Genomic DNA, 25,310 nt, shown 5'->3' on the forward strand with positions numbered 1-25,310 from the left:
CTTTCAGGGCCGGGGCACCGACGGGTTCTGGGCCGGCGTCAGCCGGCGAGCACGCCGCGCTTGCGCAGCAGCGGGAGGACGCCCTCCCCGACGACGTAGGCCTCTTCGAGGTGCGGCTGCGCCGACAGGATCAGGTGGTCCAGGCCGAGCCGGTGGTATTCCTCGATCCGGTCCGCCACGTCCTCGTGGCTGCCCACCAGCGCGGTGCCCACGCCGGGGCGGACCAGGCCGTACCCGGCCCAGACGTTCGGGTAGACCTCCAGGTCGTCGGTACGCCCACCGTGCAGCGCCGCCATCCGCTGCTGCCCCTGCGACTCGGTGGATCGGAAGCGCTGCTGCGCCTGCCGGATCCGCGCCGGGTCCATGCCGTCGACCAGTTGCCGCGCCACCTTCCAGGCCTGCTCGGACGTGTCCCGGGCGATGACGTGGAAGCGGGTGCCGAAGCTCAGGGTCCGTCCGTGCGCGTCGGCGAGTTCGCGGGCCCGGCCCATCGCCTCCGCCATGGCCGCCGGTGGCTCGCCCCAGGCCAGCAGCACGTCGGCGTGCGCGGCGGCCACCTCCCGGGCCGCGTCGGAGGAGCCGCCGACGAAGATCTCCGGAGCGACCGGGTACGGCCGGGTGAGCAGGCCCGCCCGGATGCGGTAGTGCGTGCCGGTGTGGTCGAACCGCTCACCGGTCCAGGCTCGGCGGAACACGTCGAGGAACTCGCCGGTGCGGGCGTACCGTTCGTCGTGCGACAACCAGTCGCCGTAGCGCCGCTGCTCGTCGGCGTCGCCGCCGGTGACCACGTTGAGCTGGAGGCGACCGCCGCAGAGACGTTGCAGGGTCGCCGCCGACTGCGCGGCCAGCACCGGCGAGATGAGCCCGGGGCGCATCGCCACCATGAAGCGGATCCGCCGGGTGTCCGCGGCGAGCGCGGCCGACACCAGCCACGGGTCCTCGCAGAACATGCCGAAGGGCACGAGCATTCCGGTGAACCCGAACCGGTCCGCCGCGAGGGCGACCTGACGCAGGTAGTCCGGGTCGACGTCGCGGCGCGCGCCGGGCGGTGGCGGGCCGGAGGAGGGCTGGGCCACCTCGCGCCCGTCCCCGTGCGTGGGCAGGAACCAGTGCAGCTGCAACGACATCTGTCGTCCTCTCGATTCAGCGGTGCGCGCCGGCGGTCAGCTCAGCAGCAGGGCCGCGAGCACGTCGTGCGGTGGCACGGAGGTGACCCGGTGGGCGTCCAGCCACAGCGCCCGCCGGTAGCGCAAGTGCAGACCGAACTCCCAGGTCATGGCGATGCCACCGCAGACCTGTAGGGCCACCTCGCAGGCCAGCACGGCTGCGCGCGGACCGGCAACGGCGGCACAGGCCACCGCCTCGACGGCGCCGTCGCCGTCGCCGTTCAGCGTCACCGCCGCACGGTAGGCCAGCGACCGGGCGGTCTCGATCTCCGCGTACGCCTCGGCCAGTTGGTGTCCCACCGCCTGGAACGAGCCGATCGGCCGGCCGAACTGGGTCCGGATTCCGGCGTACCGCACGGCTTCGGCCAGGGCGCCGTCCGCGACACCCACCGCCTCGCAGGCCAGCAGCATGGCACTTCGCAACCGCAGCGCCGGCAGCAGTTCGGCGGTACGGGCCGGGTCGGCCAGCAACCGGGCGGGCGCGTGCAGCATCCGGACCGTGGCGTACCGGCGCAGCGGGTCGATGTCGTCCCGCTCGGCGACGGAGACCTCGGAGGGCGCGACGCCGAACAGCGCCACCCCCTGGCGGGTGGTGGCGGCCACCACCAGCTCCGTGGCCAGGTGAGCGTCGACCACGCCGGGCGCGCTCCCGCTGATCCGCCAGTCCGGAGTGTCGTGCGCGGCGCACGTGTCCGAGGAATCGACCAGCGCGGCCGGTCCGGGTAGCGCCAACCCCGCCGACTGGTACACCGGCAGAGCCGACCCGGCCGTGCCGACCCAGGGTTGCGGGAGCAGCGCCCGTCCGCTCTCCTCGGCCAGCAGGGCCAGATCCACCGGTCCGAGGTCCGCGTCCAGCCAGCCCTGCCGGTCCAGCGCGGTCCAGTCCTCCGGATCGAGGAGGCCGTGATCCGCCGTCGCGGCGAGCCGGGCCGGCGGGAAGCGGTCGCTCAGGTGGCGTCGGGCCGCGTCGGCCAGGTCCCGCTGTGCGGTGGTGGTGGCGAAGTCCATGGTGCACGCTCCTAACGGTGCCGAGGCAGGCCGAGAACACGTTCGGCGACGATCCCGCGCAGGATCTCCGAGGTGCCGCCCTCGACGCTGTTCGCGCGGCTGCGCAGCTGCGCCCGCCGCCAGTACGCCGCCCACTGCCCGGCGTGTCCGGCGGTGTCGCCCTGCACCAGCCGCAGTCCCAGCCGGCACATCTGCTGGTGGGTCTGCGACCAGCGCAGCTTGAGCACCGAGCTCTCCGGGCCGGGCTCACCGCCCCGTTCCAGCTGCGCGAGCGCCCGGTAACCGGTGAAGCGCAGCCCCTGAAGCCGCACGTGCAGATCGGCGATCTCCCGGCGCACGGCCTGGTCGGCGGTGGCGCCGACCGCGTGCGCGGTACGAATCAGCCGGTCCAGTTGCACCGCCAGGCGAGCGGTGAGCGTGATGCCGAACGTGCCGCGTTCGTGCGAGAGAGTCGTGAGCGCCACCTTCCAGCCTTCGCCGCGCGCACCCACCACGCTGTCCTCGGGCAGTTCCACGCCGGTCAGCACGATCTCGCTGAAGTCGGTGTCACCGGAGATCTGGCGCAGCGGGCGCACCTCGACACCGGGCGAGCGCATGTCGAGCAGGAAGCAGGTCAGGCCGCGATGCTTGGGCGCGTCGGGTTCGGTGCGGGCCAGCAGGAGACAGCGGTCGGCGAGATGGGCGTACGAGGACCACACCTTCTCGCCGGTGACCGTCCACCCGTGCGCGGTCCGTTCCGCCCGGGTGCGGACCGCGGCCAGGTCCGAGCCAGCCTCCGGCTCCGAGAAACCCTGGCAGAAGATGAGGTCGCCGGACAGGATCCCCGGGAGGTTGACGGCCTTCTGGGTCGCGGTGCCGTACCGGATCAGCGTGGGACCGACCATGTGCAGGCCGATCACGTTGAGATGGTCCGGGGCGCCGGCCAGCGTGCTCTCCTCGGCGTGGATCGCCTGGTACAGCGGTGGCAGGCCCCGCCCGCCGTGCTCCCGAGGCCACGTCAGACCGGCGTACCCGGCCTTGCCGAGGGTGGCGCTCCACTGCCGCATCTCCGACTCCGGCCACGGCTGTGGCGGACCCGCGGAGGGGGCCGGCACGTGCGCGCGCAACCAGGCGCGCAGCTCGGCCCGGAATTCGCCTTCTTCGTCGCTGTCGTCCAGCCGCATAGAGGCACGCTAATGCCAACGCAGGCCGGCGTCGCCATTTGTCGGCGAATTCCGCAACGTGCGAGAAGAAGTGGCACAGAAAATGCCAGGCGGCAATTTTGAAGATGCGGGCCGACGGGCCGGGCGGCGACGATGGCGTCGGATACGGACCCGGGGAGGCACTCGTGCACGTCATCGTCGATTTCGACCAGTGTGACGGCAACGGCCTGTGCGCCGACGCCGCCCCGGAGGTGTTCGAGTTGGGCGAGGACGACGTGCTCCGGGTCCGCGCGGAGCACCCGGCGCCCGAACTGTGGCCGGCGACGGAGATCGCGGCCCGGGGCTGCCCCAAGCTCGCCATCACCCTGCGGACCGACGCGTGACGGCGTCCGGTGATCGGCTGCCGGTCATGGTCGCCGCCACCCGTACGCCGATCGGGCGGCGGGGTGGCGCGCTGGCCGGTCTCAAGGCGGTGGAGCTGCTGCGGCACGTGCTGTTGGCGGTGCTGGACCAGACCGGCACCGAACCGTCCGAGGTGGAACAGATCATCGGCGGGTGCGTCACCCAGTCCGGCGAGCAGAGCCTCAACGTCACCCGCAACGCCTGGCTTAGCACCGGGCACGACCCGGCCGTCGGCTGCACCACTGTGGACGTTTCCTGCGGGTCGGCCCACCAGGCCAATCACCTGGTGGCCGCGCTGATCGCGGCCGGGGAGATCGACGTCGGCATCGCCTGCGGCGTCGAGTCGATGAGCCGGGTGCCGGTCGGCACGAACCTCTACCAGGGCCCCGGGCACTACAAGACCGCCGACTATCCGTGGGACGACCCGCCCCAGGCGCAGTTCGGTGGCGCGGAGCGGATCGCCCGGCGTGAGGGCATCACCCGCGCCGACGCCGACGCGTACGGGTTGGCGTCCCAGCGGCGGGCCGCTGCGGCCTGGGCCGAAGGCCGTTTCGCCGAGGAGGTCACGCCGGTCCGCGCGCCGGTGCTCAACGGCGACGGCACCCCGACCGGTGCGGTCCGTCTGGTCGAGCGCGACGAGGGGCTGCGCCACACGACCGCCGCAGGGCTGGCCGCGCTGGCGCCGACCATCGAGGGAGGGGTGCACACCGCCGGGACCACGTCGCAGATCTCCGACGGCGCGTCCGCCGTGTTGTGGATGTCCCAGGGGCGGGCCCGGGCCGCCGGCCTGCGACCGCGGGCGCGGATCAGCCACCAGGTGGTCACCGGCGCTGACCCGTACTACCTGCTGGATGGCCCGGTCGCCGCCACCGGTCGGCTGCTCGCCCGAGCCGGGCGCAAGATCAACGACATCGACCTGTACGAGGTCAACGAGGCGTTCGCCGGCGTCGTGCTCACCTGGCAGGCGGCGTACGGTGCGGACCCGGATCGCGTCAACCCGAACGGCGGCGCGATCGCCCTCGGCCACCCCCTCGGGTCCACCGGCACCCGGCTGCTGGTGACCGCACTGCACGAACTGGAGCGCTCCGGCCGGGAGTCGGCGCTGATCACCATGTGCTGCGGGGGCTCCCTCGGCACCGCCTCCCTGCTGCAGCGGCTCTGACATGCGGGCCGAGGACTTCTACGCCGAGGCGCGGACCGACCTGTCCGGGCCGCTGCACGGCGTCCGCGTGCTCGACGTGACGAAGGTGTGGTCCGGGCCGCTGGCCACCTGCGTCCTGGCCGACCTGGGCGCGGACGTGATCCGGGTGGAGCTGGCGCACGGCCGCGACGGCGAGGTGCCCCCGGTGATCCCGGGCACCTCGGTGTCCTGGTTCCGCCAGACGGTGCACCGCAACAAACGCAGCCTCGCCCTCGACCTGCGCACGACCGAGGGTCGCGCCGAGTTCCTCCGGCTGGTCCGGGTGGCCGACGTGGTGGTCGAGAACTACCGACCGGGCACGCTGGCCAAGTGGGGCGCCGGATACGCCGACTGCCGTGCCGTCCGCCCGGACGTGGTGTTCGTGTCCGTCTCCGGGTGGGGCCAGTACGGTCCCGGCCGGGACCGGCCCGCGTACGACCCGGTGGTGCAGGCGGCCGGCGGCTGGATGGCGCTCAACGGGCCGGTCGACGGCGATCCGGTGCGCGCGCCCACCTTCATCGCCGACGAGTTGGCCGGGCTGCACGCCGCGATCGGGGCGCTTGCCGCGCTCGCCCATCGGGACCGGTCCGGCGAGGGTCAGCACGTCGACGTGTCCATGCTGGACGCTCTGCTGTTCGGTAGCAGCGGCCTGCCGACCCTCGCCGCCGCCGGGGACCCGCCCGCCCGGCAGGGCAACGAGACCCCGTTCGCGGTGCCGTCGAACGTCTACGCGTGCGCCGACGGGCACCTCTACCTCGTCGTGGCGCTGAACAAGCACTGGCGGGCGCTGGCCCGCACGATCGGCCGCCCCGAGCTGGCCGACGCCGACGGGTTCCGGACCGGCGACCAGCGGATCGCCAACCGCGACGCGGTCAACCTCGTCGTGGCCGACTGGTGCGCGGGACGCCCGGTCACCGAGGCGGTCGACGTGCTGACCGGCGCCGGGCTGGTGGCCGCTCCGGTCCGAACGCTGAGCGAGGCGGTCGCCGACCCGCACGTACGGGCCCGCGGGATGCTCCAGGACACCGTGCTGAGCGACGGAACCACCGCCCCGCTCGTCGGTCCGGCGGTGAAATTCTCGCGTACCCCGACCCGGATCCGCCGGGGCGCACCCGCGCCCGGCGCCGACTCGGAAGAGATTCGCAACGAGCTGAAAAGTGATGTCGCAACGTGAGAGAAGGACCCCGGCCGGTCGGCCGATAAAGTAGGCGAGTAGCGATCTCCACCATTTAAGGCCAATTCATCAATGCGGCTGTTAATGGTTCGCGCGCAAATAACGACGGAGGCGAAATGGCCGAACAGCACCGGGTTCTGATCACCGGGGCGTCGCGCGGCATCGGCCGGGCGGTGGCCCTGCGACTGGCCCGCGAGGGGTACGCCGTCGCCGGCTGTCACCACACCGGCGGCGACGCCGCCCGGCGTACCGAACAGGACGTCCGGGTGCTCGGCGTGCCGTGCTACTTCGCGCGCTGCGACGTGGCCGACCCCGCCGCCGTCGAGGACTTCGTGCGCGCCGCCGAAGAGCACCTCGGCACGTTCGACCTCGTCGTCAACAACGCCGGCATCACCCGCGACGCGCCCCTCGTGCTGGCCCCCGCGGACGACTGGGACGCCGTGCTGGCCACCAACCTCACCGGAACCCGCAACGTCTGCCGGGCCATGGCGTTCCGCTTCATGAAGCAGCGCAGCGGCGCCATCGTCAACATGTCGTCCGTGGCCGGGGTCTACGGCAACGTCGGTCAGACGGCCTACGCCGCCAGCAAGGCCGGCATCATCGGATTCAGCAAGTCGCTGGCCAAGGAGGTGGCCCGGCACGGCGTACGGGTCAACGTGGTGGCGCCCGGCTTCATCGAGACCGAGATGACCGACGCGCTCCCGGACCGGCTCCGCCAGCAGGCGCTGGGCCAGATTCCGGTACGGCGGTTCGGCCGGGCCGACGAGGTCGCCGAACTGGTCGCCTTCCTGCTCAGCGAACGCGCCTCCTACATCACCGGCCAGGTGTTCCAGGTCGACGGGGGGATCACGCTGTGACCCGGGCGGTGGCATCCCCGTTGTGCGACACCGACCTGGTGCGCCTGGACTCCGCCGGGGCGGCCTTCGTCGTGCGGGTCCCCGTGCGCGGCGACGATCCGTACCTGCGCGGCCACTTTCCCGACCTGGCGGTGTTCCCCGGGGTCTTCGTCGTGGAGGCGCTGTGCCGGGCGATGGCCGGTGCCGCCGGGGACCGCCCGCCCGAGCTGGCCGAGCTGCGCTCGGTGCGGTTTCTCGCGCCGCTGCTCGACGGTGACACGCTCACGCTCGAGGTACGGGCCGAGGAGTCACCCGGCGGTTGGGACGTGCGCGCGGTGGCGTACCGCGCCGACGGCACCACCACGGCCAAGCTGCGTGCCCTCTTCGCCGCCGCCGGAGCCGGCGATGGGTGAGCACGCCGAGATCCGGGCGGTTCTCCCGCAACGTCATCCGATGCTGCTGGTGGACCGGGTGCTCGCGCTGGAGCCGGGACGCCACATCCGGACGGTCAAGCTGGTCAGCGCGACCGAGCCCTGCTACGCCGACCTGCCGGAGAACGCCGAGCCGTGGCGGTTCGCGTACCCGCGGTCGCTGTTGATCGAGTCGTTCGGGCAGAGCGCCGCCCTGCTCTGGCTGGGGGACAGCCCACCGCCGGACGACGACGGCGTCCTGATGTTCGCCGGCGCCCGGGACTGGCACTTCGCCGGCTCGGCGTACCCCGGTGACGTCCTCCGACACGAGGTCCACCTCGACTCCGTGGTCGCCGACACCGCGTTCGCCCACGGCGAGACCTGGATCGGCGATCGCCGGGTGGCCACCGTGGGCACCCTCATCGCCACCCGCCGCCCCGTCGCCCGGCCGGCGGTCCCGCCGTCCGGCGTCGCCCACCCCCATCCAATGGTTTCGGTCAGCACGGAAGGACAGCGATGACGATCAAGGAACAGCAGCTGGAGGAGCTTCGCGAGATCGTCGCGGAGGTGCTGGAGGTCGAGCCGGAGGAGCTCAGCGACACCGGCGACTTCATGGACGAGTACGAGGCGGACTCGCTGCGTGCCATCGAGATCCTGGCCCGTATCGACAAGCAGTTCAAGGTGGAGATTCCGCAGGCGGAGCTTCCCGAACTGCGCAACCTGAAGGCCGTGCACGCCGCCCTGACCCGGCACGCCACCGGCCGGGACTGAGCCGTGGTCCGCGTCGCGGTGACCGGGCTCGGTCCGGTTTCGAGCATCGGGGTCGGTGTGTCGGCGTTCGCCGACTCGCTGCGCTCCGGGCGATCCGGCATATCCCGGATCACCAGCTTCGACACCTCCGGGTTCCCGTTCGTCAAGGCAGGTGAGGTGCACGGGTTCCGGCCCGGTGACCACCTGTCCAGGCTGGACCCGTCCCGGTGGGGCCGGTCCAGCCTGTTCGCGGCCACCGCGGCGCGGCTCGCGGCTGCCGACGGCGGTCTCGACCCGGACCGGATCGACGCCGGACGCGCCCACGCGGTGATCGGCACCACCAGCGGCGAGTCACAGGTGCTGGAGGCGCTGACCGCCCAGATCCTCGCCGAGGGGTTCGCCGGCCAGGACCCGGCCCTGCTGGCGCAGCTACCGGCGAACCGGCTCGCGCACGCGGTGAGTGAGGAACTCGGCCTCGCCGGTGAGTCGCTCACCCTGGCCACCGCCTGCTCCGCCAGCAACTACGCGATCGGGTACGGCTACGACCTGCTCGTCGCCGGTGAGGCCGACGTGGTGTTCGCCGGCGGCGCCGACGCGGTGTGCCGGTGGGCGCACGCCGGCTTCTTCCGGCTGGGCGCGCTCACCGAGCACGCGTGCGCCCCGTTCGACCGGGACCGCTCCGGCATTCTCACCGGCGAGGGCGGGGCCGTGCTGATGTTGGAGACGTTCGAGCACGCCCGCGCCCGCGGCGCGCGGATCTACGCCGAGCTGCTGGGGTACGGGCGCAACTGCGACGCACACCATCCGGTGGCACCGCACACACCCAGCATCGCGGACTGCATCCGGCTGGCGCACCGCAACGCCGGGGTGAAACCCGAGGACGTCGACTACATCTGCGCGCACGGCACCGGCACACCCGCCAACGACCTGGTGGAGGGCGCGGCCATCCTCGAGGTCTTCGGGCCCGAGCCGCCGCCGGTGAGCTCGATCAAGTCGATGATCGGGCACACCATGGGCGCGGCGAGCGGGTTCGGCGCCATCGCCGGGGTGCTGGCGATCGACCGGGGCTTCCTGCCGCCCACCGTGAACTGGGAGCATCCCGACGAGGGGCTGCCGGGTCTCGACCCCGTGCCGAACGTGGCCCGCGACGCCACCGTGCGCGTGGTGCAGAACGACGGGTTCGCCTTCGGCGGCAACAACGCCATCGTGATGCTGGGAGCGGTGGCATGACCGGCGTCAGCGTGTTCGGCTGGTCCGCGCTCACCTCGGCCGGCATGGCCACGTCCGCGGCCACCGCGTCGCTGCCGCGCTCCGACGCCCCGGTCGCCCCCGGCACCGGTGGCCTGTCCACCGAGTCGCTTCCGTCGCCGCGCGGACACGTCGTACCGGGCTTCGACATCCGGGCCCGGCTCGGCCGCAAGGGGACCAGCACGTACGACCGGGCCACCGGTCTGGCGGTGGCCTGTTGCGAGGACGCCCTCGGCGCGGCCGAACTGGCCGCCGACGCCGACCGGGGTCGCGTCGGCGTGGTGCTCGGCACCACGATCGGCAGTTTCCGGTCCACCAGCGACTTCAGTCGCGAGACGCTGGTGCAGGAGAAGCCGTACCTGGTGAACCCGATGCTGTTCCCGAACACCGTGATGAACGGCGCGGCCGGCCAGGTCGCTATCCGGCACGGCCTGCGCGGTGTCAACGCCACCGTCGCGGGCGGCGCGCTCGGCTTCCTCAACGCCGTCCGGTACGCCGAGATGGTGCTCGCCGGCGGGTACGCCGACGTGATGCTCGCCGGTGCCGTCGAGGAGTTCTCCGCACACCGGGCGTGGGCCGCACACCTCACCGGCACGACGGCCGAGGTGCCGCTCGGCGAGGCGGCCGCCGTGTTCGTCCTGTCCGCGCCCCGGCCACCGGCCTGGATCGGCGCCGCCCCGGTCGCCGACCTCGTCACCGCCACCGGGTTCGGTCCGGGCGGCACCGGGGCGCGGGCACTCCTGGCCTGCGCCCGACGCGCCCTGGACCGGGCCGGCGTCGCACCCTCCGACGTCACCGCGGTCCTCACCGGCGAGGCGGACGAGGCGGGTCGGGACGAGTACCTCGCGGTCGCCGGGCTGCTGCGCCACCGACCTCGCCGGGTAGCGGCGAAGAGGCTGCTGGGGGAGTGCGACGCGGCCTCGTCCGCCGCCGCGCTCGCGGTCTGGCTGGCCGACCCGGAGCCGGCCGGACCGGCCCTGCTCACCGCCCGCAACGCCGACGGGGCGGTGGCCGTGGCCGTCGTGAGGAGGTGCGCCGATGCCGGCACTGGTGACCGGTAGCGCCGTCCGTACCTGCCTGGGCGACGGCCAGCGGACGTTCGCGGCGCTGCTCAGCGGCGCCTGCGGCGCGGCACCGTTGCGGCACCCCGGCGGGGCGCTGCTGAACGTCTCGCACGGCTACCACGCCGCCGGGGCGGCGCCGTTCGGCGCCGCCCGGATGTTGTCGGCCTGCGTGGCGGAGGCGGTGGCCGCATCCGGGCTGAACGCCGGCCGCCGCCGGGTCACCGCCCTGGTCGGCACCGGGCTGCGGGAACTCGGCGCGGTCGAGGAGTTCGCCCTCAGCGGGGTCCGCCCGCCACGCTCGAAGCTGCACTTCGCCGATGCGGTGCGCCGCGTGCTGCCGGGCGTCACCGACGTCATCACGGTGTCCAACGCGTGCAGCGCGGGCGGCCACGTCCTCGCCCTGGCCGAGGACCTGCTGGCCCTGGGCGACGCCGACGCCGTCGTGGTCGCCGCCGCCGACACCATGACACGCTCCATGCTGGCGATGATCGGGCGGGTGAGCGACCCGCCCACCACGCGGGTCCGCCCGTTCGACCGGGACCGCACCGGTGTGCTGCTCGGCGACGGCGCGGCGGCGCTGGTCGTGGAACCGGCGGACGCCACCGGAGCGGCGCTCGCGCGGGTCGCCGGCACCGGCCTGTCCTGCGACGCCCGGCACGAGACCGCGCCCGACGTGGACGGCATCTGCCGCGCCATGCGCGACGCGTACGCCCGCGCGGGGCGGGAGCCGTCGGAGACCGATCTGGTCATCGCGCACGGCACCGGCACCGCGCTCAACGATCCGGCCGAGTGCCGGGCACTGCGGGCCGTGGTCGACGCCGCGGGCGGCACGCCGCTGATCACCGCGGTCAAGGGCGCGGTGGGGCACACCTCCGGTGCCGCGGCGCTCGTCAACGTCGACGTGGCGATCCGTTGCCTGGCGACCGGGCTGGTGCCGCCGGTGGCCGGTCTGCGCACGGTCCTGCCCGAGGGCGCCGGACTGCGGTTCGTCGTGGGCGACTTCGTCGGGTCACGGCCCCAGCTGGTGCAGGTGAACGCCTTCGGGTTCGGCGGCGTCAACGCGGTCTCCCTGCTGGAGGCGTCGTGAGCACCGCCATGTACGCGACCGGTTGGAGCCTCCACCTGCCCGGTGCCGACCTGAGCGCCGCGGGGACGGGGCAGTGGGCGCGCGCGGAGGCCGCCACCGCCGACCGGGCGGCCACGCTGCTGGGTCGCAAGGGCCTGCTCTCCAAGGACCCCGCGACGCGGCTTGCGCTCTGCGCCGTGCACCGGGCGCTGGGACTGCCGCCGGGCCGCCACCCGATGCCGACGCCGCTGCCCGCGACCGCGGTGGTGGCCTGCAGCAATCTGGGCAACGTCGAGACCGTGGCCCGGGTGGCCCGGACGGTCACCGAGGAGGGTGGGCGCGCGGTCAGCGTGCTCGACGCGCCGGGCGTGTCCAGCAACGTGGTGTCCAGCGCGGTGGCGCTGTGGTTCGGCTTCGGCGGCCCGAATCTGATGATCTGCTCCGGCGCCCGGTCCGGGCGGGCCGGCCTGCGCACCGCCGCGCTGCTGCTGGCGGCGGGCCGCGCCGACCGGGTGGTCCTGGTCGGCGTGGAACCGGCCGACGAGATCGCGTCGGCGCTGCACGCCGGTGCCCCGCCGCTGCGCGCGGGTGCCGCCTGCGTCGTGCTCACCGCCCGCCCGGGCCCTCTCGCCGTCCACTCACGACCGCCGCTGCCCGCGGCGCAGCCGTTGCCGTCGGGCCCGGTCGACGACTGGGGTGACTCCTACGGCGCCCGCGACGTTGTCGCCCTCGCCCTGGCCGCGCACCTGGTGGCCGACGAGGGACACGGTGCCCTGGCCGTGGGCGATCCCGGCGACCTGCCGTTCGCCGTGCTCGGCGGTGCGTCATGACCGTCCCCCTGCACGTGCTCAACGAGGGTGAACCGAATGCCCCGCTCGTGGCGTTCGCGCACGGGCTGGAGGACACCTGGCAGAGCTGGCGACCCATCGCCGGGTGGCTCGGCCCGCGCCGGCGTCTGGTCGCCCTGGACCTTCCGTGGCGTGCCGGCAACGACTACCGGTGGCGGCACCGGTCGCCCGCGGACTGGCTGCGCTCGGGCCTGGCCGCGTTGCCCCGGACCCCGGACGTGCTGGTGGCGCACTCGTTCGGCGGTAACGCCGCACTCCAGCTGCTCTGCGCCGACGAACCCCTGGCCGGGCGGGCCGTCGCGCTGATCTGCCCCCTGTACCGACCTCCCGGAGGACCGGTCACCTGGGCACTGTTCGACCGTTCCCGGGAGACGTTCGTGCAGCACATCCACGACGGCCTGCGCGCCCGGATGGGCAGCCGGGCGACCCGCATCGACGCCGGGCTGCTGGCGGCGATGACGGACCTGGCGATCGAGCGGGTGGGACCGGCCGGGTTCCTCACCGTCTTCGAGCAGTACCTGGCGACCGCCGATCTGTCGCTCGACGCGGTGGGCAGGCCGGTCGCGGTGCTCGCCGGCGGCGCGGATCCCACGCTGACCCCGAAGGCGGCGCAGGTGCTCGCCGCCGGTATGCCGGGCGGCCTCCTGCACCTGCGCGACGACTACGACCACTTCTGCCATGTACGGCACGCCCAACAGATCGCCGACCGGGTCGCCGACCTGGCCCGGCTGGCCCGGGCGACGATGGGAACGGCGGGATGAGCAATGACCGTGACGATCACACCAAGACCCACAGTGGTGCACACCGAACCGGGGTACGAGGGCGCCAACATCCGTACCTGGATCGGTTTCAAGCACTTTCTCTACCTGGTCGAGCAGGGCGTGCTGCGCTGGCTGCGCGACCAGGGCGCCGGCGCCGGTGAGCTGTACCTGCGGCACGGTCTCGGCCTGGAGATCGTGGAGAGCTCCGTGCAACTGCCCGCCGTGCTCGAACTCGACGACGAGGTGCGGGCCGAGGTCACCGCGGCCAAGGACAACCTGCTGAGCGTCCGGCTGGTGTCGACGCGGGACGGACAGGAGGTGACCGCGCTGCGAGGCCGGGTGCGGGTCGCGCTCGTCCGCGAGCGCACCGCCGAGACCCACCGTCGCGCGCCCGGCGGGCTCGATGCCCTGGAGGTCCCCGAGCTGGCCACGGCGACAACGGTGAGCCACCCGGACCACCGGTCGTTGGCACCCGGTGAGACCGCCGAGGACGTGCTGGGCGCGGAGCCGGGAGCACACCTGTGGTCCTGGCGGGCGCCGTACTTCTACTGCCACTACTCCGACCGGGTCCAGCACTCCGGGTTCGTGCGCGCCCTGGAGGAGGTGGTGGACCGGTTCCTCGCCGACCGCGGCATCTCCGTCGGCCGCCTGCTGACCGAGCGGTCCTGGATCCCGGTGGTGTCGCGCAGCCACCTGCAGCTGGTCGAGGCCGCGCGGATGGAGGAGACCGTGCACACCGTCTTCACCGTCACCGACATCCTGCGCGGCACGCTGTTCGACGGACGGATGCGCTGCCACGTCCAACGCGGCGACCGCCTGGTGCAGGTGGCGCAGGCGCGGATCCTGCACGGCTACGCCATCGCCGCCGGACCCGGCGCGGGCGGCATGGCCGAGCTCGACGACGAGGTGGTCGCGGCGCTGCGAGGAGATCGACGGTGAGCGCCCGGCCGCCGCGGCTGTACTTCTCGTTCCGCAGCCCGTACAGCTGGCTCGCGGTACTGCGGTTGCGCGAGGCCGTACCGGATCTGTTCACCAGGTTGGACCTGCAGCCGTACTGGGACCCGGACGAGCGGTCGACGGCGGCGCTGGCGGCGCGCGGCGGCGAGTTCCACTACGTGCAGATGAGCCGGGCCAAGCACCTTTACATGCTGCTCGACACCAAACGCCTGGCCCAACGCCAGAACCTGACCATGGCCTGGCCGATCGACCGGGACCCGTGGTGGGAGCTGCCGCATCTGGCCTGGCTGGCCGCACGACGCGAGGGCCTGGCCGAGGCGTTCTACGACGCGCTGACGCAGGCCCGCTGGGGGCGGGGTGAGGACATCTGCCAGCCCGACACGGTGCGCCGTGCGGCCAAGGAGGCCGGGTTCGCTCCGGAGACAGCCGTGCTGGCCGCCGAGTCGGCGAGCATCCGGGAGGAGGGCGTGGACTGCCTGTACCGCGCGTACCTCGACGACATCTTCGGCATCCCCTACCTGAAGCTGGGGCGGCACCGGTTCTGGGGACTGGAACGGGTCGACGCCTTCCTGGAGGTGTGGCAGGCGGGTGACGACCGGCCGGCGGTCACCGAGTCCGCCCGGCTGACCCCGCCGTACGACCTCGACACCCCGGGCGGCTGCGGATGAGCACGCGACGCGAACCGCTCGCCGAACGGCGCCACCGCAAGCAGCGGCTCGCCGCGACACTGCGGCTGTTCGCCCGCTTCGGCTTCGACCACGGCGCCGGCGGACACGTCACCGCCCGCGACCCGATCGAGCCGGACCACTTCTGGATCAACCCGTTCGGCATGCACTTCGGACACGTGCGGGTCGCCGACCTGCTGCTGGTCGACGAGTCCGGCGCGGTGGTCGCGGGCGACGGCAGCGTGAACCCGGCCGGGTACGCGATCCACTCCCACGTACACGCCGCCCGGCCGGACGTGGTGGCGGCCGCGCACACGCACTCCACGTACGGGCGGGCCTGGTCCACCCTCGGCCGGCCGCTCGACCCGCTCACCCAGGACGCCTGCGCCTTCTACGAGGACCACTCGGTCTATGACGGCTTCGAGGGCGTGGTCCTGGAGTCGCAGGAGGCGAAGCACATCGCCGACCGGCTCGGCGACAACAAGGCGGTGATCCTGCGCAACCACGGCCTGCTCACCGTCGGCGGGAGCGTGCAGGAGGCGGCGTGGTGGTTCATCACCATGGATCGCAGCTGCCAGGTGCAACTGCTCGCCGAGGCGGCCGGACGGCCGGTGCCCATCCGCCCGGACGCCGCGCGGGCCACGGCGGCCGTGATGGGCACGCCGGGCATGGGCCGGCTCAACTTCTCCCCGCTGTACGACGACATCATCCGCGCCCAACCCGACCTGATCGAGGAGTAGACGCGCCCATGCCGACGTTGATCAACGACCTCATCGCCGCGAACGGACTCCGCACAGCCCTGGTCGACAAGCGCGGCCGTTCCAGCTGGCCGGAGCTCGGTTCGCGGGTGCATCGCTGGATGGGCGTCCTGGCCGCCGAGGGGCTGGGCCGCGGCGACCAGGTGGCCTGCGTGCTCGGCAACCGCCGGGAGACGTTCGAGATCCTGCTCGCCTGCCTGCACCGCGGGATCACCGTGGTGCCGGTGAACTGGCACCTGACCGAGCCGGAGATCGCCTACCTGATCACCGACTCGGAGTGTCGGGGGCTGATCGTCGAGGAGCCCTACGCGCAGGTGAGTGGCCGGGCCGCCGCCCGTGCGACGGGGGAGGTGCCGACGCGACTGGTGCTCGGCGACCGCGACGTGCCCGGCTTCCGGGCGGTGGAGCCTCTGCTGGCCGCCGCGGATCCAGCCGAACCGGCCGAGCAGGTCTGCGGCTCCACCATGCTCTACACGTCCGGGACCACCGGCGCGCCCAAGGGCGTGCTCAACGGCATGTTCGTGGTCGGAGCGCCGTTCACCCGGGTGGCCAAACTGCTGGAGTACGCCCGCGTGGTCCTCGACGTCCCGGCGAACGAGCGGTTCCTGCTCGACGGGCCCTGGTACCACTCCTCGCAACTGTTCCTCGCGCTGCTCGCCCTGCTGCGCGGCTGCACGCTGCACATCCAGGAGCGGTTCGACCCGGAGGCCACGCTCGCGGTCATCGACGCGGAGCAGATCTCCGCGGCGCATCTGGTGCCGACCCAGCTGGTGCGGTTGCTCCGGCTGCCGGAGCACGTCCGCCGCGGCTTCTCCGGCGCATCGCTACGGCGGGTCTGGCACGGCGGCGGGCCGTGCCCGCCGGACGTCAAACGGGCCATGATCGAGTGGTGGGGGCCGGTGTTCCTGGAGTACTACGGCGCCACCGAGGGCGGCGTCGTGAGCCTGATCAACTCGAACGACTGGCTGCGCCGGCCGGGCAGCGTGGGCCGCGCCGTGCCGCCGTACGAACTCGTGGTCGTCGACGAGGAGGGTGCCCCGGTGCCCGCCGGTGTGTCCGGGCGGGTGTTCGTCCGGCGCCTCACCGGGCGCACGTTCCAGTACCACAAGGCACCCGAGAAGACCCGGGCCGTGCATCTGTCCGCGGACAAGTTCACCTACGGCGAACTGGGACACCTGGATGAGGCCGGCTTCCTGTACCTCGACGGCCGTGCCCAGGACCTGATCGTCACCGGGGGCGTGAACGTCTATCCCACGGAGGTCGAAGCGGTGCTGCTGGCCCATCCGGCGGTACGGGACGCGGCCGTCATCGGCGTGCCGGACCACGAGTTCGGGGAGCACGTGGTCGCGGTGATCGAACCGGCTCTGCCCGAGCCGGCTGACCTGTTCGCGCTGCTCGATCCGCACTGCCGCCGCTCGCTCGCGGGTTTCAAGACGCCTCGGGCGTACCACGTGGTGGCCACCTTGCCCCGGGACACCTCCGGCAAGTTGCGCAAGGACGCGCTGCGCCGCGCCATCGCGCCGCCCGCGCCGGACGACCCGGATGCGGTGCTGGAGCGGACGTCGTCCGCGGAGCCGGTGCCGTGACCGCCGTGTCGGGCGTCACCCGGCCGGACATCGCCCATCCGGCCACCTACGCGCACGGGGTGCCGCACGACGAGTTCGCCCGTCGGCGGCGCGACGAACCGGTGGCCTGGGTCGACGAGCCGCTCCTGACCCGGCACAGCGCGAGCGGCCGGATCACCGAGCGGGGTCGCGGGTACTGGGCGGTCACCACGCACGCGGCGGTGCAGGAGGCGTCGCGGCGCACCGGCGACTTCTCGTCCGGGCGGGCCGGCGCCTTCCTCGTCGACCCGCGGACACCGGCGGACCTGCGGCAGACCCGGCAGCTGCTGATCAGCATGGACGCACCGCAGCACGTCCAGATCCGCCGCCTGGTGACGTCGGTCTTCACGCCCCGGGCGGTGGGCGGTCTCGCCGACGGGGTCGCGGCACACGCCACCGAACTGGTCCGGCGCGTCGTGGCCGCCGGCGAGCTGGACGTGGTCACCGACCTGGCGGCCGAGTTGCCGTTGCTGGTGCTCTGCGACCTGCTCGGCGTCCCGCGCGCCGACCGCCACCTGCTGTACCGGTGGAGCAACCACCTGGTCGGCTTCGACGACCCCGAGTTCGGCGGCGGGGACGTGGACGCGTACCGGCGGACGTTCGCCGAGGCGTTCACCTACGCGCTGGAGCTGGCGGCCGAGCGCCGCGCGCACCCGCAGCCCGACCTGATCAGCCGGCTCGCCGTCGCCGAGGTGGACGGCCGGCGGCTGTCCGACCGCGAATTCTGCATGTTCTGGCTGCTGCTGGTGGTCGCCGGAAACGAGACCACCCGACACCTCATCGCCGGCTCGCTGTCGGCCCTGGTCGACGACCACGAGCAGCGCGACCGACTGGTGGCTGGCACGGTGCCCATCGCCGCGGCGGTCGACGAGCTGGTTCGCCATGTCACGCCGATCATGCAGTTCCGACGGACCGCCACCTGCGACACCGAGCTGGCCGGGCAGGCCATCGCGGCCGACGACAAGGTGGTCCTCTACTACACCTCGGCGAACCGCGACCCGGCCGTCTTCACCGAGCCGGACCGGCTCGACCTCGGCCGCAGTCCCAATCCGCACCTGGCGTTCGGCATCGGGCCGCACTTCTGCCTGGGCGCCCACCTGGCCCGGCACGAGCTGACCGCCCTGCTCCGGGCGATCCTTCCGCACCTGCCGTCGCTGGTGCGTACCGGACCGGAGATCCGGTTGGAGTCGAACTTCGTCAACGGCTTGAAGTCTTTTCCCGCACAGATCCGATAAGCGCGTGCTTCAGCCAATGGAAGGGAATTGCGCGATGGAAGAGTTCCGGATCGACATCCCCCAACCCGACGTCGACGACCTGCGTCGCCGACTGGCGGCCACCCGGTGGCCCGGCGAGCTCGCCGACGTCGGCTGGGAACGCGGCGTGCCGCTGGCCTACCTGCAGGAGCTCACCGACTACTGGGCCACCACCTTCGACTGGCGGGCCGCGGAGGCCCGGCTCAACCAGTTGCCCCAGTTCCGGACCGAGATCGACGGCGCGAGCATCCACTTCGTGCACGTGCGCAGCCCGGAACCGGACGCCGTGCCGCTGATCCTCACCCACGGCTGGCCCGGCTCGTTCGCGGAGTTCACCCGGATCATCGGCCCGCTCACCGACCCGCGCGCACACGGTGGCGACCCGGCCGACGCGTGCCACGTCGTGATCCCGTCGCTGCCGGGGTACGGCTTCTCCTCCCTGCCGGACACCGGCTGGGACGTGGTGCGGATCGCCTCCGCCTGGTCGGAGCTGATGCGCCGGCTCGGCTACGACAGGTACGTGGCGCAGGGCGGTGACGCCGGATCGGTCATCTCCCAGGCGCTCGGCGTCATCGACCCGACGCACTGCGCGGGGGTGCACGTGAACATGCTGATGACCTTTCCGTCCGGCGACCCGGCCGACCTGGCCGACCTGAGCGAGGGGGACATGGCGAGGCTGGGCCGGCTGCGCGAGTTCGACGAGCACCTGTCCGGGTACATGAAGATCCAGCAGACCCGCCCCCAGACGCTGGCGTACGCGCTCACCGACTCACCGGTCGGGCAGCTCGCCTGGATCGTGGAGAAGTTCCGGGAGTGGACCGACAGCGAGAAGGTGCCGGAGGACGCGGTGTCGCGCGACGACATCCTGACGCTGGTGTCGCTGTACTGGTTCACCGCCACCGCCGGGCCCTCGGCGCAGTTCTACTACGAGGGAGCGGCCGCGGTGAAGGCGGCGGCCGCCGGGGCGGCACCCCCACCGATCACCGTGCCGGTCGGTGTGGCCGTGTTCCCGAAGGACATCTTCCTGCCGGTGCGCCGATTCGCCGAGGCGCACATCCCCACCATCGCCCGGTGGACCGAGTTCGACCGGGGCGGCCACTTCGCCGCCCTGGAGCAGCCCGGCCCCCTGGTCGACGACGTCCGGGAGTTCGTGCGTCTGGTGCGCTGACCGACCAACGCCACGGCCGGCCGGGATCAACCCGGCCGGCCGTGGTGTGTGTCAGAGGACGACAGCGCCGGTGGTGATGGCGGACAGCAACGTCCTGGCCTGAACGTTGACATAGTGCCCGTGCCGCAGCAGCGCGGTCAGCTGCCCCGGTGTCAGCCAGCGGTATCCCGGCGGCGGATCGGCCGGCGCCGCGTCGGATTCGAGGACGACGCAGCGGTTCTCCGCGTGGTAGAAACGCCCGCCCTCCTCGGCGTGCACCACGTCGTAGCGGATCTGGCCGGGCGCCGCCGACCTGATCAGGTCCAGGAATGCCGGCCCGGTGCCCGAGCCGTGGTGCGCGGGTGTGCACTGCACGGTTGGTCCGAGCTCCACGGTGTTGTGGAAGCCGGCCTCCACCCGGGCGTGCGTGAGCAGATGCGGCACACCACCGAACCGGCGGGTCAGGAACGCGATCAACCCTCGTTCCAGCGGCTCGAAGAGGGGCTGGGTCCAGCCGCGCACCTCGCGGTTGTCGGCCTCGACCGAGACCGCCATCACCCGGAAGTAGCGCGGCGGGACGTGGTCGATGGTCCGGTCGCCGATGGACCAGCCGGGCAGCCCGCGTAGCGGCACCAGCCGGCCGTGGAGGTCGTGGCGGGTGCGTTCCGCGGTGAACCAGGACCGCACCTCGGTGTCGTCGTGCCGGGCCACCGCATCGCCGTAGTCCACCGGCGCGCAGGCCAGAACCGTACGGGTGTCCATGTTGATCAGGTTGTCGACCTGCATCAGACGGCCGATCTGACCGAGGGTGAGCCAGCAGAAGTCGGGGCCTGCGTCGATCGCGGCGCCAGTCTCGACGATCATGTTCCGGTTCGTCTTGTGGTGGAACCAGGACCCGTGCTCGGACTGCAGCACGTCGGTGAGCGGCCGGCCGCGATGCGGATCGGTGAAGAGTTCCAGGTGGCGCACCGGCGCGCCGCGGTGTGCCCCGGTGTAGTTGCTGCGGGTGGCCTGAACCGTCGGTGAGAGCTGCACCGGTGTCGGGTTGCCGGGCTCGGCCTTGGCCTGCAGGAGGAAGTGCAGGACGCCGTCGAACTCGGTGGCGACGATGCCCAGGATGCCCACCTCGGGCTGGTTGATGATCGGCTGCCACCACTCCAGGTGCGGCGACCCGCCGGTGCGCACGTGCAGGCCCTCCACGGTGAAGAAACGGCCGCTGTGGTGCGCCAGGTTGCCGGTGCCCGGGGCGAACGCCCAACCGTCCAGCTCGTCGAACGGGATCGGCGTCACCCGGAACCGCTGGGCGCGCGCCCGCTCCGCCAGCCAGCCCGGCACGTCCGCCGTACGGATGGCCGCGCCGGCCTCGGTCTCGGCCGCCGAACGGGCCAGGCGTTGCGCCAGCCCGTCGTCCTCACGCGGGCGCAGCCGGAGCGCCGCCCCCGGCGCGCTCATGCGGCCAGCTCGATCCGGGTGTCGTCACCGATCACCAGCCGGTGCGCGAGGCCGTCGCCCGCACTGACCGTCGCGGCGCGCCCGATCAGCGACCGGGCCAGCGGCGGCACCGCCGAGATGGTGGCGCCGGCGAGCACCACCGAGTCGGCCACCGAGCACCGACGCAGGGCGCAGTCCGGGCCGACCGCGGTGAACGGCCCCACCGTGCTGTCCTCCACCAGGGTTCCCGCCCCGATGACGACCGGGCCGTCGATGCGGGAGCGCACCACCCGGGCGCCGGGCTCGACGACGACCTGCCCGGTCAGGATGCTGGCCGGGTCGACGTCGCCGGCGACGCCCGGCGTCAGATCGGCCAGCATCCGGCGATTGCAGTCGAGCAGGTCGTCGACCTGCCCGGTGTCCTTCCAGTAGCCGTCGTAGACGCTGGCACGTACGTCCGCGCCGGACGCGAGGAGCCACTGGACCGCGTCGGTGATCTCCAGCTCCCCGCGGGTGCTCGCGTCGATCGCGGCCACCGCCTCGTGCACCGCAGCCGTGAAGAAGTAGACGCCGATCATCGCCAGATCGCTGCGCGGCCGGGCCGGCTTCTCCACCACGCGCAGCACGGTTCCGTGCGGGTCGAGTTCGGCGACGCCGAACTCCTGCGGGTCGCTGACCTTGTGCACCACGATCTGGGCGGCCGGGCGGTGCACGCGGAAGTCGGCGGCGATGTCGGCGACACCGTCGGGCAGCACGTTGTCGCCGAGGTACATGACGAAGTCGTCGTCGCCGAGGAACGAGCGCGCCAGCTTGACGCAGTCCGCCAGCCCGCGCGGCTGGTCCTGGTGCAGATACGTGATCGGTACGCCGAAACGCTGGCCGTCGCCCAGCGCCGCCCTGATGTCGGGTCCCCACCGACCGACCACCACCCCGATCTCGGTGACGCCGAGGCCGCTGACGGTTTCCAGCACCAGTTCCAGTACCGGTCGATTGGCCACGGGGAGCAGTTGTTTCGGCATGGAATGACTGAGCGGGCGGAATCGCGTGCCGGAACCGCCCGACAGGACCAGAGCCTTCACCGTGGGAATTCCTTTCCTCGCAGGAAGTGTGGACGCTCGTTCAGCGGCGTCCGGCGACGAATTCCCGGATGGTCCGCCCGACGTGGAGGATCATGTCGTCGGTGATGCCGGGATAGACGCCGATCCAGAAGGTGCCGTGCACCACCGCATCGCTGTTGGACAGGTCGCCGGCGACCCGGAACTCGACGTCCCGGTAGGCCGGGTGCCGGGTCAGGTTGCCGCTGAACAGCAGTCGGGTGCGGATCTGCCGCTCCTCCAGGTGCTGCTGCAGCTCACCGCGGCCGAACGGCGCGTCCGGCGTGACGGTGATCGCGAACCCGAACCAGCTCGGATCCGAGCCCGGTGTGGGACGTGGCAGCAGCAGCCCCGGCACTCCGTCGAGCTCCTCGCGCAGCCGCTGCCAGTTCCTGCGCCGGGCCTCACCGAACGCCTGGATCCGCTCCAGCTGGCTCAGCCCGAGCGCCGCCTGCAGGTCGGTCGCCTTCAGGTTGTAGCCGACCTGCGAGAACGTGTACTTGTGGTCGTAACCGGCCGGCAGCGTGCCGAGCTGCCAGTCGAACCGCTTCTTGCAGCGGTTGTCCTCCCCGGGCTCGCACCAGCAGTCGCGCCCCCAGTCCCGGAAGGACTCCACGAGATGGGCCAGTTCCACGCTGTCGGTGAGCACGCAGCCGCCCTCGCCGGTGGTGATGTGGTGGGCCGGATAGAAACTGACAGTGCTGAGGTGGCCGAACGTGCCGGTGAGCCGCCCGCGGTACAGCGAGCCGACCGCGTCGCAGTTGTCCTCGATCAGCCACAGCCCGTGCCGCTCGGCCAGGTCGGCGATCTCGGCCGCCTCGAACGGGTTGCCGAGCGCATGGGCGATCATGACGGCGCGGGTGCGGGGCCCGATCGCCGCGGCCACCCGCTCCGCCGTGGTGTTGTACGTGCCGAGTTCCACGTCGACGAACACCGGAATCAGGCCGTTCTGCACGATCGGGTTGACGGTGGTGGGAAAGCCGGCGGCCACCGTGATGACCTCGTCGCCGGGCCGCAGCCGCCGATCTTTCAGCTCGGACGCGCGTAGCGCGGACAGGGCGAGCAGGTTCGCCGACGATCCCGAGTTGACCAGGTGCGCCTTGCGGAGGCCGAAGTACCGCGCGAAGGAACGCTCGAACCGCAGCGCGTGGAACCCCGCGGCGATCCGCATGTCCAGCGCCGCCTCGACCAGCGCCAGCCGGTCTGCGGCTTCGAGCACCGCGCCGGACGACAGCACCGGCGTGACGCCCGGAACGAACTCCTGGTCCGAGGGTGTGCGTTCGATGTGATAGGCCCGGACCAGGTCCAGGATCATTGCCTTGAGGTCCGGGGTCATGGTGTGCTCGCCTCCTGCGCGGGATTGCCGGGGAACGGGTGGGACCGGGCGGCCTGCCAGATCCCGAGCAGCGTCTCGGGCAGCTCCCGGCGCGCCGACCAGCCGAGCACCGTGTACGCCCGGCGGGTGTCGGCCCGCTGCCAGTCGCCGTCGGCGGAGCGTGCGCCGGTCGTCGGCGCCGGCCGCAGCTCCAGTCGGTAGGGGACACCGCTGACCTCGGCGAGTGCCCGGACCAGTTCCTCCGCGGTCCGGGTGACACCCGACCCGATGTTGAACAGCCCGGGGGCGATCTGCCGTGCCGTGCCGGCGGCCAGGACGGCGTCGGCGGCGTCGCGTGCGTCCACGTAGTCGCGGTACTGCGCCAGATCCGTCAGCTCCAGATGTGCTGTCGTGCCGGTCCGGTGCGCCGCCACCAGACGGTTCACCGTCCGGCCCAGCACGCTGACCGGTGACATGCCGGCGCCGATGACGTTGAACAGTCGCAGCACCACGGCCTCGACGCCGTGCCGGGCCGCGAGGCGGCGTACCAGCTCGGTGCCGGCCAGCTTCGACCGTCCGTACGCGCTGCGCGGCGCTGCCGGGGAGTCCTCGGTCAGGGCTGTCGGCGGTGGCTGCGGCGCATACTCCAGCGACGAGCCCAGATGCACCAGCCGGGCGTCGGCACCGGCCTCGGCCACGGCCCGCACCACGAGTCCGGCGAGTTCGACGTTGGCGGCGGCGAGCCGGTCGGGATCCGGCCGCCAGATCTCACCGGCGGCGTTGACCACCACGCCGGGTCGCGCCGCGCGGATCGCCTCGGTCAGCGACCGGGTGGTGACCTCGGACCGCCGCCCGGCCACGACCACGTCCCAGCCCGCCGAGGTCAGCCGGTCACGGACGTGCCGGCCCAGCAGACCCGTCCCGACCACCAGGGCGCGCCCGGTCACGGCTCGCCCAGGCCGGCCGCCCGGCGGATGGTGTCGATCAGCCGCGCGTGCCCCAGCATCTCGGCGTGGTGCCCGGACAGGTCGTGCTCGCCGGCCACCGCCGCCACGAAGGTGCGGACCAGCGCGGCGAACTGGTCCTCGGCGGCCAGCGTCCGCGACTCGCGGCGGTCCTGCTGCCGCAGCCCGAGCACCGGCCGGTGTTCCGGCGGTGGGGTGAACGCGCGCTCCAGGCGCAGCTCACCGGTGCTGCCCCACAGCTCGTACCCGCTGCGGTAGAAGTGCTCGAAGCCGAACCCGACCTGCACGGCGACCTGGTTCGGCCCGCTCAGCAGCACGGTGCCCGCCACGTCCACGCCGGACGGTCCGGTGCGCAGGTCCGCGCCGACCACCCGCAGGTCAGGGCCGACGAAGTGCCGGGCCGCGCGCAGCGGGTAGAAGCCGACGTCGAGCAGCGCCCCGCCGCCCAGGTCCGGGCGGTACCGGATGTCACCGTTGTGCAGCGGCGGAATCCCGAACACGCTGCTGAAGGCGCGTAGCTCCCCGATCTCGCCGGCATCGTACGCGCGGCGCACCGCGGCGTGCTGGCCGTGCAGGAGAAACGCGGAGTTCTCCATCAGGGTGAGACCGCGCTCGGCCGCCTGGGCGACCAGGTCAGCGGTCTGCTTCTCGGTGCCCACCATCGGCTTCTCGGCCAGCACGTGCTTGCCGGCGGCCAACGCTGCGCCCGCCCACCGGTGCCGCAGGCCGATCGGCAGCGGCAGGTAGACCGCCTCCACGTCGGAACGCTCGAGCAGCTCCTCGTACCGGTTCACCGCGGCGCAGCCGAACCGGGCCGCGAAACGGTCGGTGCGTGCCGGGTCACGTCCGGCGATCGCGACGGTACGCAGACCCGGTTCGGCCGCGGCCGCCGGCAGCAGCTTGCGCCACGCGATGTCCGCGCAGCCGAGCACGCCCAGGCCGACGGGGACCGGCACGTGGTTCATCGGCGTCGCCCCAGAACGAGAGCGACCCGCAACCGCACGTACAGCATGGGAATCACTCGATCACCATCGCGGAGCACCGCCCGGGACGGCATCTCACACGT

Annotated in this window: 26 protein-coding genes; 18 read left to right on the forward strand and 8 right to left on the reverse strand. The window is 72.8% G+C overall.

Going from position 1 to position 25,310, the window contains the following annotated elements; translation table 11 throughout:
* Positions 1–38: 38 nt before the first annotated feature.
* The 3 genes from ACZ6NZ_RS06035 to ACZ6NZ_RS06045 are packed head-to-tail and all read right to left on the reverse strand — an operon-like array spanning position 39 to position 3,337.
* Positions 39–1,127, reverse strand: coding sequence for an LLM class flavin-dependent oxidoreductase (locus ACZ6NZ_RS06035; RefSeq protein WP_465856222.1), 1,089 nt, complete (start codon positions 1,125–1,127; stop codon positions 39–41).
* Positions 1,128–1,163: 36 nt separating this feature from the next.
* Positions 1,164–2,174 carry an acyl-CoA dehydrogenase family protein gene (locus ACZ6NZ_RS06040; RefSeq protein ID WP_465856224.1) on the reverse strand — a complete coding sequence of 337 codons (1,011 nt, stop codon included), beginning with the start codon at positions 2,172–2,174 and terminating at the stop codon, positions 1,164–1,166.
* Between the two features lie 11 nt (positions 2,175–2,185).
* On the reverse strand, positions 2,186–3,337 hold the full coding sequence (locus tag ACZ6NZ_RS06045) for an acyl-CoA dehydrogenase family protein (protein WP_465856226.1): 1,152 nt from the start codon (positions 3,335–3,337) through the stop codon (positions 2,186–2,188).
* A 164-nt stretch (positions 3,338–3,501) separates the two neighbouring features.
* Here ACZ6NZ_RS06045 and ACZ6NZ_RS06050 point away from each other — a divergent pair, with 164 nt between their 5' ends.
* From ACZ6NZ_RS06050 to ACZ6NZ_RS06135, 18 genes are all read left to right on the forward strand, one after another.
* Complete coding sequence (locus tag ACZ6NZ_RS06050) at positions 3,502–3,699, forward strand: ferredoxin (protein WP_366608554.1); 198 nt, start codon at positions 3,502–3,504, stop codon at positions 3,697–3,699.
* A gap of 26 nt (positions 3,700–3,725) precedes the next feature.
* A complete protein-coding gene (locus ACZ6NZ_RS06055; protein WP_465857385.1) occupies positions 3,726–4,880 on the forward strand; it encodes a steroid 3-ketoacyl-CoA thiolase in 1,155 nt (384 codons plus the stop codon).
* 1 nt (position 4,881) lies between these two features.
* Positions 4,882–6,072, forward strand: coding sequence for a CaiB/BaiF CoA transferase family protein (locus tag ACZ6NZ_RS06060; protein ID WP_465856228.1), 1,191 nt, complete (start codon positions 4,882–4,884; stop codon positions 6,070–6,072).
* 116 nt (positions 6,073–6,188) lie between these two features.
* Positions 6,189–6,929, forward strand: a complete 741-nt coding sequence (fabG, locus tag ACZ6NZ_RS06065) for a 3-oxoacyl-[acyl-carrier-protein] reductase (RefSeq protein WP_465856230.1) — start codon at positions 6,189–6,191, stop codon at positions 6,927–6,929.
* Complete coding sequence (locus tag ACZ6NZ_RS06070; RefSeq protein WP_465856232.1) at positions 6,926–7,321, forward strand: 3-hydroxyacyl-ACP dehydratase FabZ family protein; 396 nt, start codon at positions 6,926–6,928, stop codon at positions 7,319–7,321. The genes fabG and ACZ6NZ_RS06070 overlap by 4 nt, the downstream gene beginning before the upstream one ends.
* Positions 7,314–7,838, forward strand: coding sequence for a 3-hydroxyacyl-ACP dehydratase FabZ family protein (locus ACZ6NZ_RS06075; RefSeq protein ID WP_465856234.1), 525 nt, complete (start codon positions 7,314–7,316; stop codon positions 7,836–7,838). Before ACZ6NZ_RS06070 ends, ACZ6NZ_RS06075 begins: the two co-directional genes overlap by 8 nt.
* Complete coding sequence (locus tag ACZ6NZ_RS06080; RefSeq protein ID WP_366608549.1) at positions 7,835–8,089, forward strand: acyl carrier protein; 255 nt, start codon at positions 7,835–7,837, stop codon at positions 8,087–8,089. The genes ACZ6NZ_RS06075 and ACZ6NZ_RS06080 overlap by 4 nt, the downstream gene beginning before the upstream one ends.
* Before the next feature lie 3 nt (positions 8,090–8,092).
* A complete protein-coding gene (locus tag ACZ6NZ_RS06085) occupies positions 8,093–9,298 on the forward strand; it encodes a beta-ketoacyl-[acyl-carrier-protein] synthase family protein (protein WP_465856236.1) in 1,206 nt (401 codons plus the stop codon).
* The gene (locus tag ACZ6NZ_RS06090) at positions 9,295–10,377 is read left to right on the forward strand and encodes a beta-ketoacyl synthase N-terminal-like domain-containing protein (RefSeq protein ID WP_465856238.1); all 1,083 of its coding nucleotides are present in this window, start codon (positions 9,295–9,297) and stop codon (positions 10,375–10,377) included. The genes ACZ6NZ_RS06085 and ACZ6NZ_RS06090 overlap by 4 nt, the downstream gene beginning before the upstream one ends.
* Entirely contained in the window at positions 10,355–11,467 is a 1,113-nt protein-coding gene (locus ACZ6NZ_RS06095; protein WP_465856240.1) for a beta-ketoacyl synthase N-terminal-like domain-containing protein, read from the forward strand. Before ACZ6NZ_RS06090 ends, ACZ6NZ_RS06095 begins: the two co-directional genes overlap by 23 nt.
* Positions 11,464–12,276 (forward strand): beta-ketoacyl synthase N-terminal-like domain-containing protein, encoded by an 813-nt coding sequence (locus ACZ6NZ_RS06100; protein WP_465856242.1) that lies wholly within the window; start codon positions 11,464–11,466, stop codon positions 12,274–12,276. Before ACZ6NZ_RS06095 ends, ACZ6NZ_RS06100 begins: the two co-directional genes overlap by 4 nt.
* Entirely contained in the window at positions 12,273–13,055 is a 783-nt protein-coding gene (locus tag ACZ6NZ_RS06105; protein ID WP_465856244.1) for an alpha/beta fold hydrolase, read from the forward strand. Before ACZ6NZ_RS06100 ends, ACZ6NZ_RS06105 begins: the two co-directional genes overlap by 4 nt.
* Positions 13,056–13,058: 3 nt before the next feature.
* Positions 13,059–13,994 (forward strand): thioesterase, encoded by a 936-nt coding sequence (locus tag ACZ6NZ_RS06110; protein WP_465856245.1) that lies wholly within the window; start codon positions 13,059–13,061, stop codon positions 13,992–13,994.
* On the forward strand, positions 13,991–14,680 hold the full coding sequence (locus tag ACZ6NZ_RS06115) for a DsbA family protein (RefSeq protein WP_465856247.1): 690 nt from the start codon (positions 13,991–13,993) through the stop codon (positions 14,678–14,680). Before ACZ6NZ_RS06110 ends, ACZ6NZ_RS06115 begins: the two co-directional genes overlap by 4 nt.
* Positions 14,677–15,417, forward strand: a complete 741-nt coding sequence (locus ACZ6NZ_RS06120; protein ID WP_465856249.1) for a class II aldolase/adducin family protein — start codon at positions 14,677–14,679, stop codon at positions 15,415–15,417. Before ACZ6NZ_RS06115 ends, ACZ6NZ_RS06120 begins: the two co-directional genes overlap by 4 nt.
* Before the next feature lie 8 nt (positions 15,418–15,425).
* Positions 15,426–17,021 (forward strand): AMP-binding protein, encoded by a 1,596-nt coding sequence (locus ACZ6NZ_RS06125; RefSeq protein WP_465856251.1) that lies wholly within the window; start codon positions 15,426–15,428, stop codon positions 17,019–17,021.
* Positions 17,018–18,274 (forward strand): cytochrome P450, encoded by a 1,257-nt coding sequence (locus ACZ6NZ_RS06130; RefSeq protein WP_366608538.1) that lies wholly within the window; start codon positions 17,018–17,020, stop codon positions 18,272–18,274. The genes ACZ6NZ_RS06125 and ACZ6NZ_RS06130 overlap by 4 nt, the downstream gene beginning before the upstream one ends.
* 34 nt (positions 18,275–18,308) lie before the next feature.
* Entirely contained in the window at positions 18,309–19,460 is a 1,152-nt protein-coding gene (locus ACZ6NZ_RS06135) for an epoxide hydrolase family protein (protein ID WP_465856254.1), read from the forward strand.
* A gap of 51 nt (positions 19,461–19,511) precedes the next feature.
* Here ACZ6NZ_RS06135 and ACZ6NZ_RS06140 read toward each other — a convergent pair whose 3' ends face one another.
* Genes ACZ6NZ_RS06140 through ACZ6NZ_RS06160 form a run of 5 tightly spaced genes read right to left on the reverse strand, consistent with a single transcriptional unit; the run spans position 19,512 to position 25,209 of the window.
* Complete coding sequence (locus tag ACZ6NZ_RS06140) at positions 19,512–20,891, reverse strand: NDP-hexose 2,3-dehydratase family protein (protein WP_465856256.1); 1,380 nt, start codon at positions 20,889–20,891, stop codon at positions 19,512–19,514.
* Positions 20,888–21,949: a glucose-1-phosphate thymidylyltransferase gene (locus ACZ6NZ_RS06145; protein WP_465856258.1), complete on the reverse strand. Its 1,062-nt coding sequence runs from the start codon at positions 21,947–21,949 to the stop codon at positions 20,888–20,890. The genes ACZ6NZ_RS06140 and ACZ6NZ_RS06145 overlap by 4 nt, the downstream gene beginning before the upstream one ends.
* Positions 21,950–21,989: 40 nt before the next feature.
* Positions 21,990–23,300 carry a lipopolysaccharide biosynthesis protein RfbH gene (rfbH, locus tag ACZ6NZ_RS06150; protein WP_465856260.1) on the reverse strand — a complete coding sequence of 437 codons (1,311 nt, stop codon included), beginning with the start codon at positions 23,298–23,300 and terminating at the stop codon, positions 21,990–21,992.
* Positions 23,297–24,226 (reverse strand): NAD-dependent epimerase/dehydratase family protein, encoded by a 930-nt coding sequence (locus ACZ6NZ_RS06155; RefSeq protein ID WP_465856262.1) that lies wholly within the window; start codon positions 24,224–24,226, stop codon positions 23,297–23,299. The genes rfbH and ACZ6NZ_RS06155 overlap by 4 nt, the downstream gene beginning before the upstream one ends.
* Complete coding sequence (locus ACZ6NZ_RS06160; protein WP_366608532.1) at positions 24,223–25,209, reverse strand: Gfo/Idh/MocA family protein; 987 nt, start codon at positions 25,207–25,209, stop codon at positions 24,223–24,225. Before ACZ6NZ_RS06160 ends, ACZ6NZ_RS06155 begins: the two co-directional genes overlap by 4 nt.
* Between the last annotated feature and the right edge of the window lie 101 nt (positions 25,210–25,310).

It is taken from the genome of Micromonospora sp. NPDC047756, from assembly GCF_055587245.1.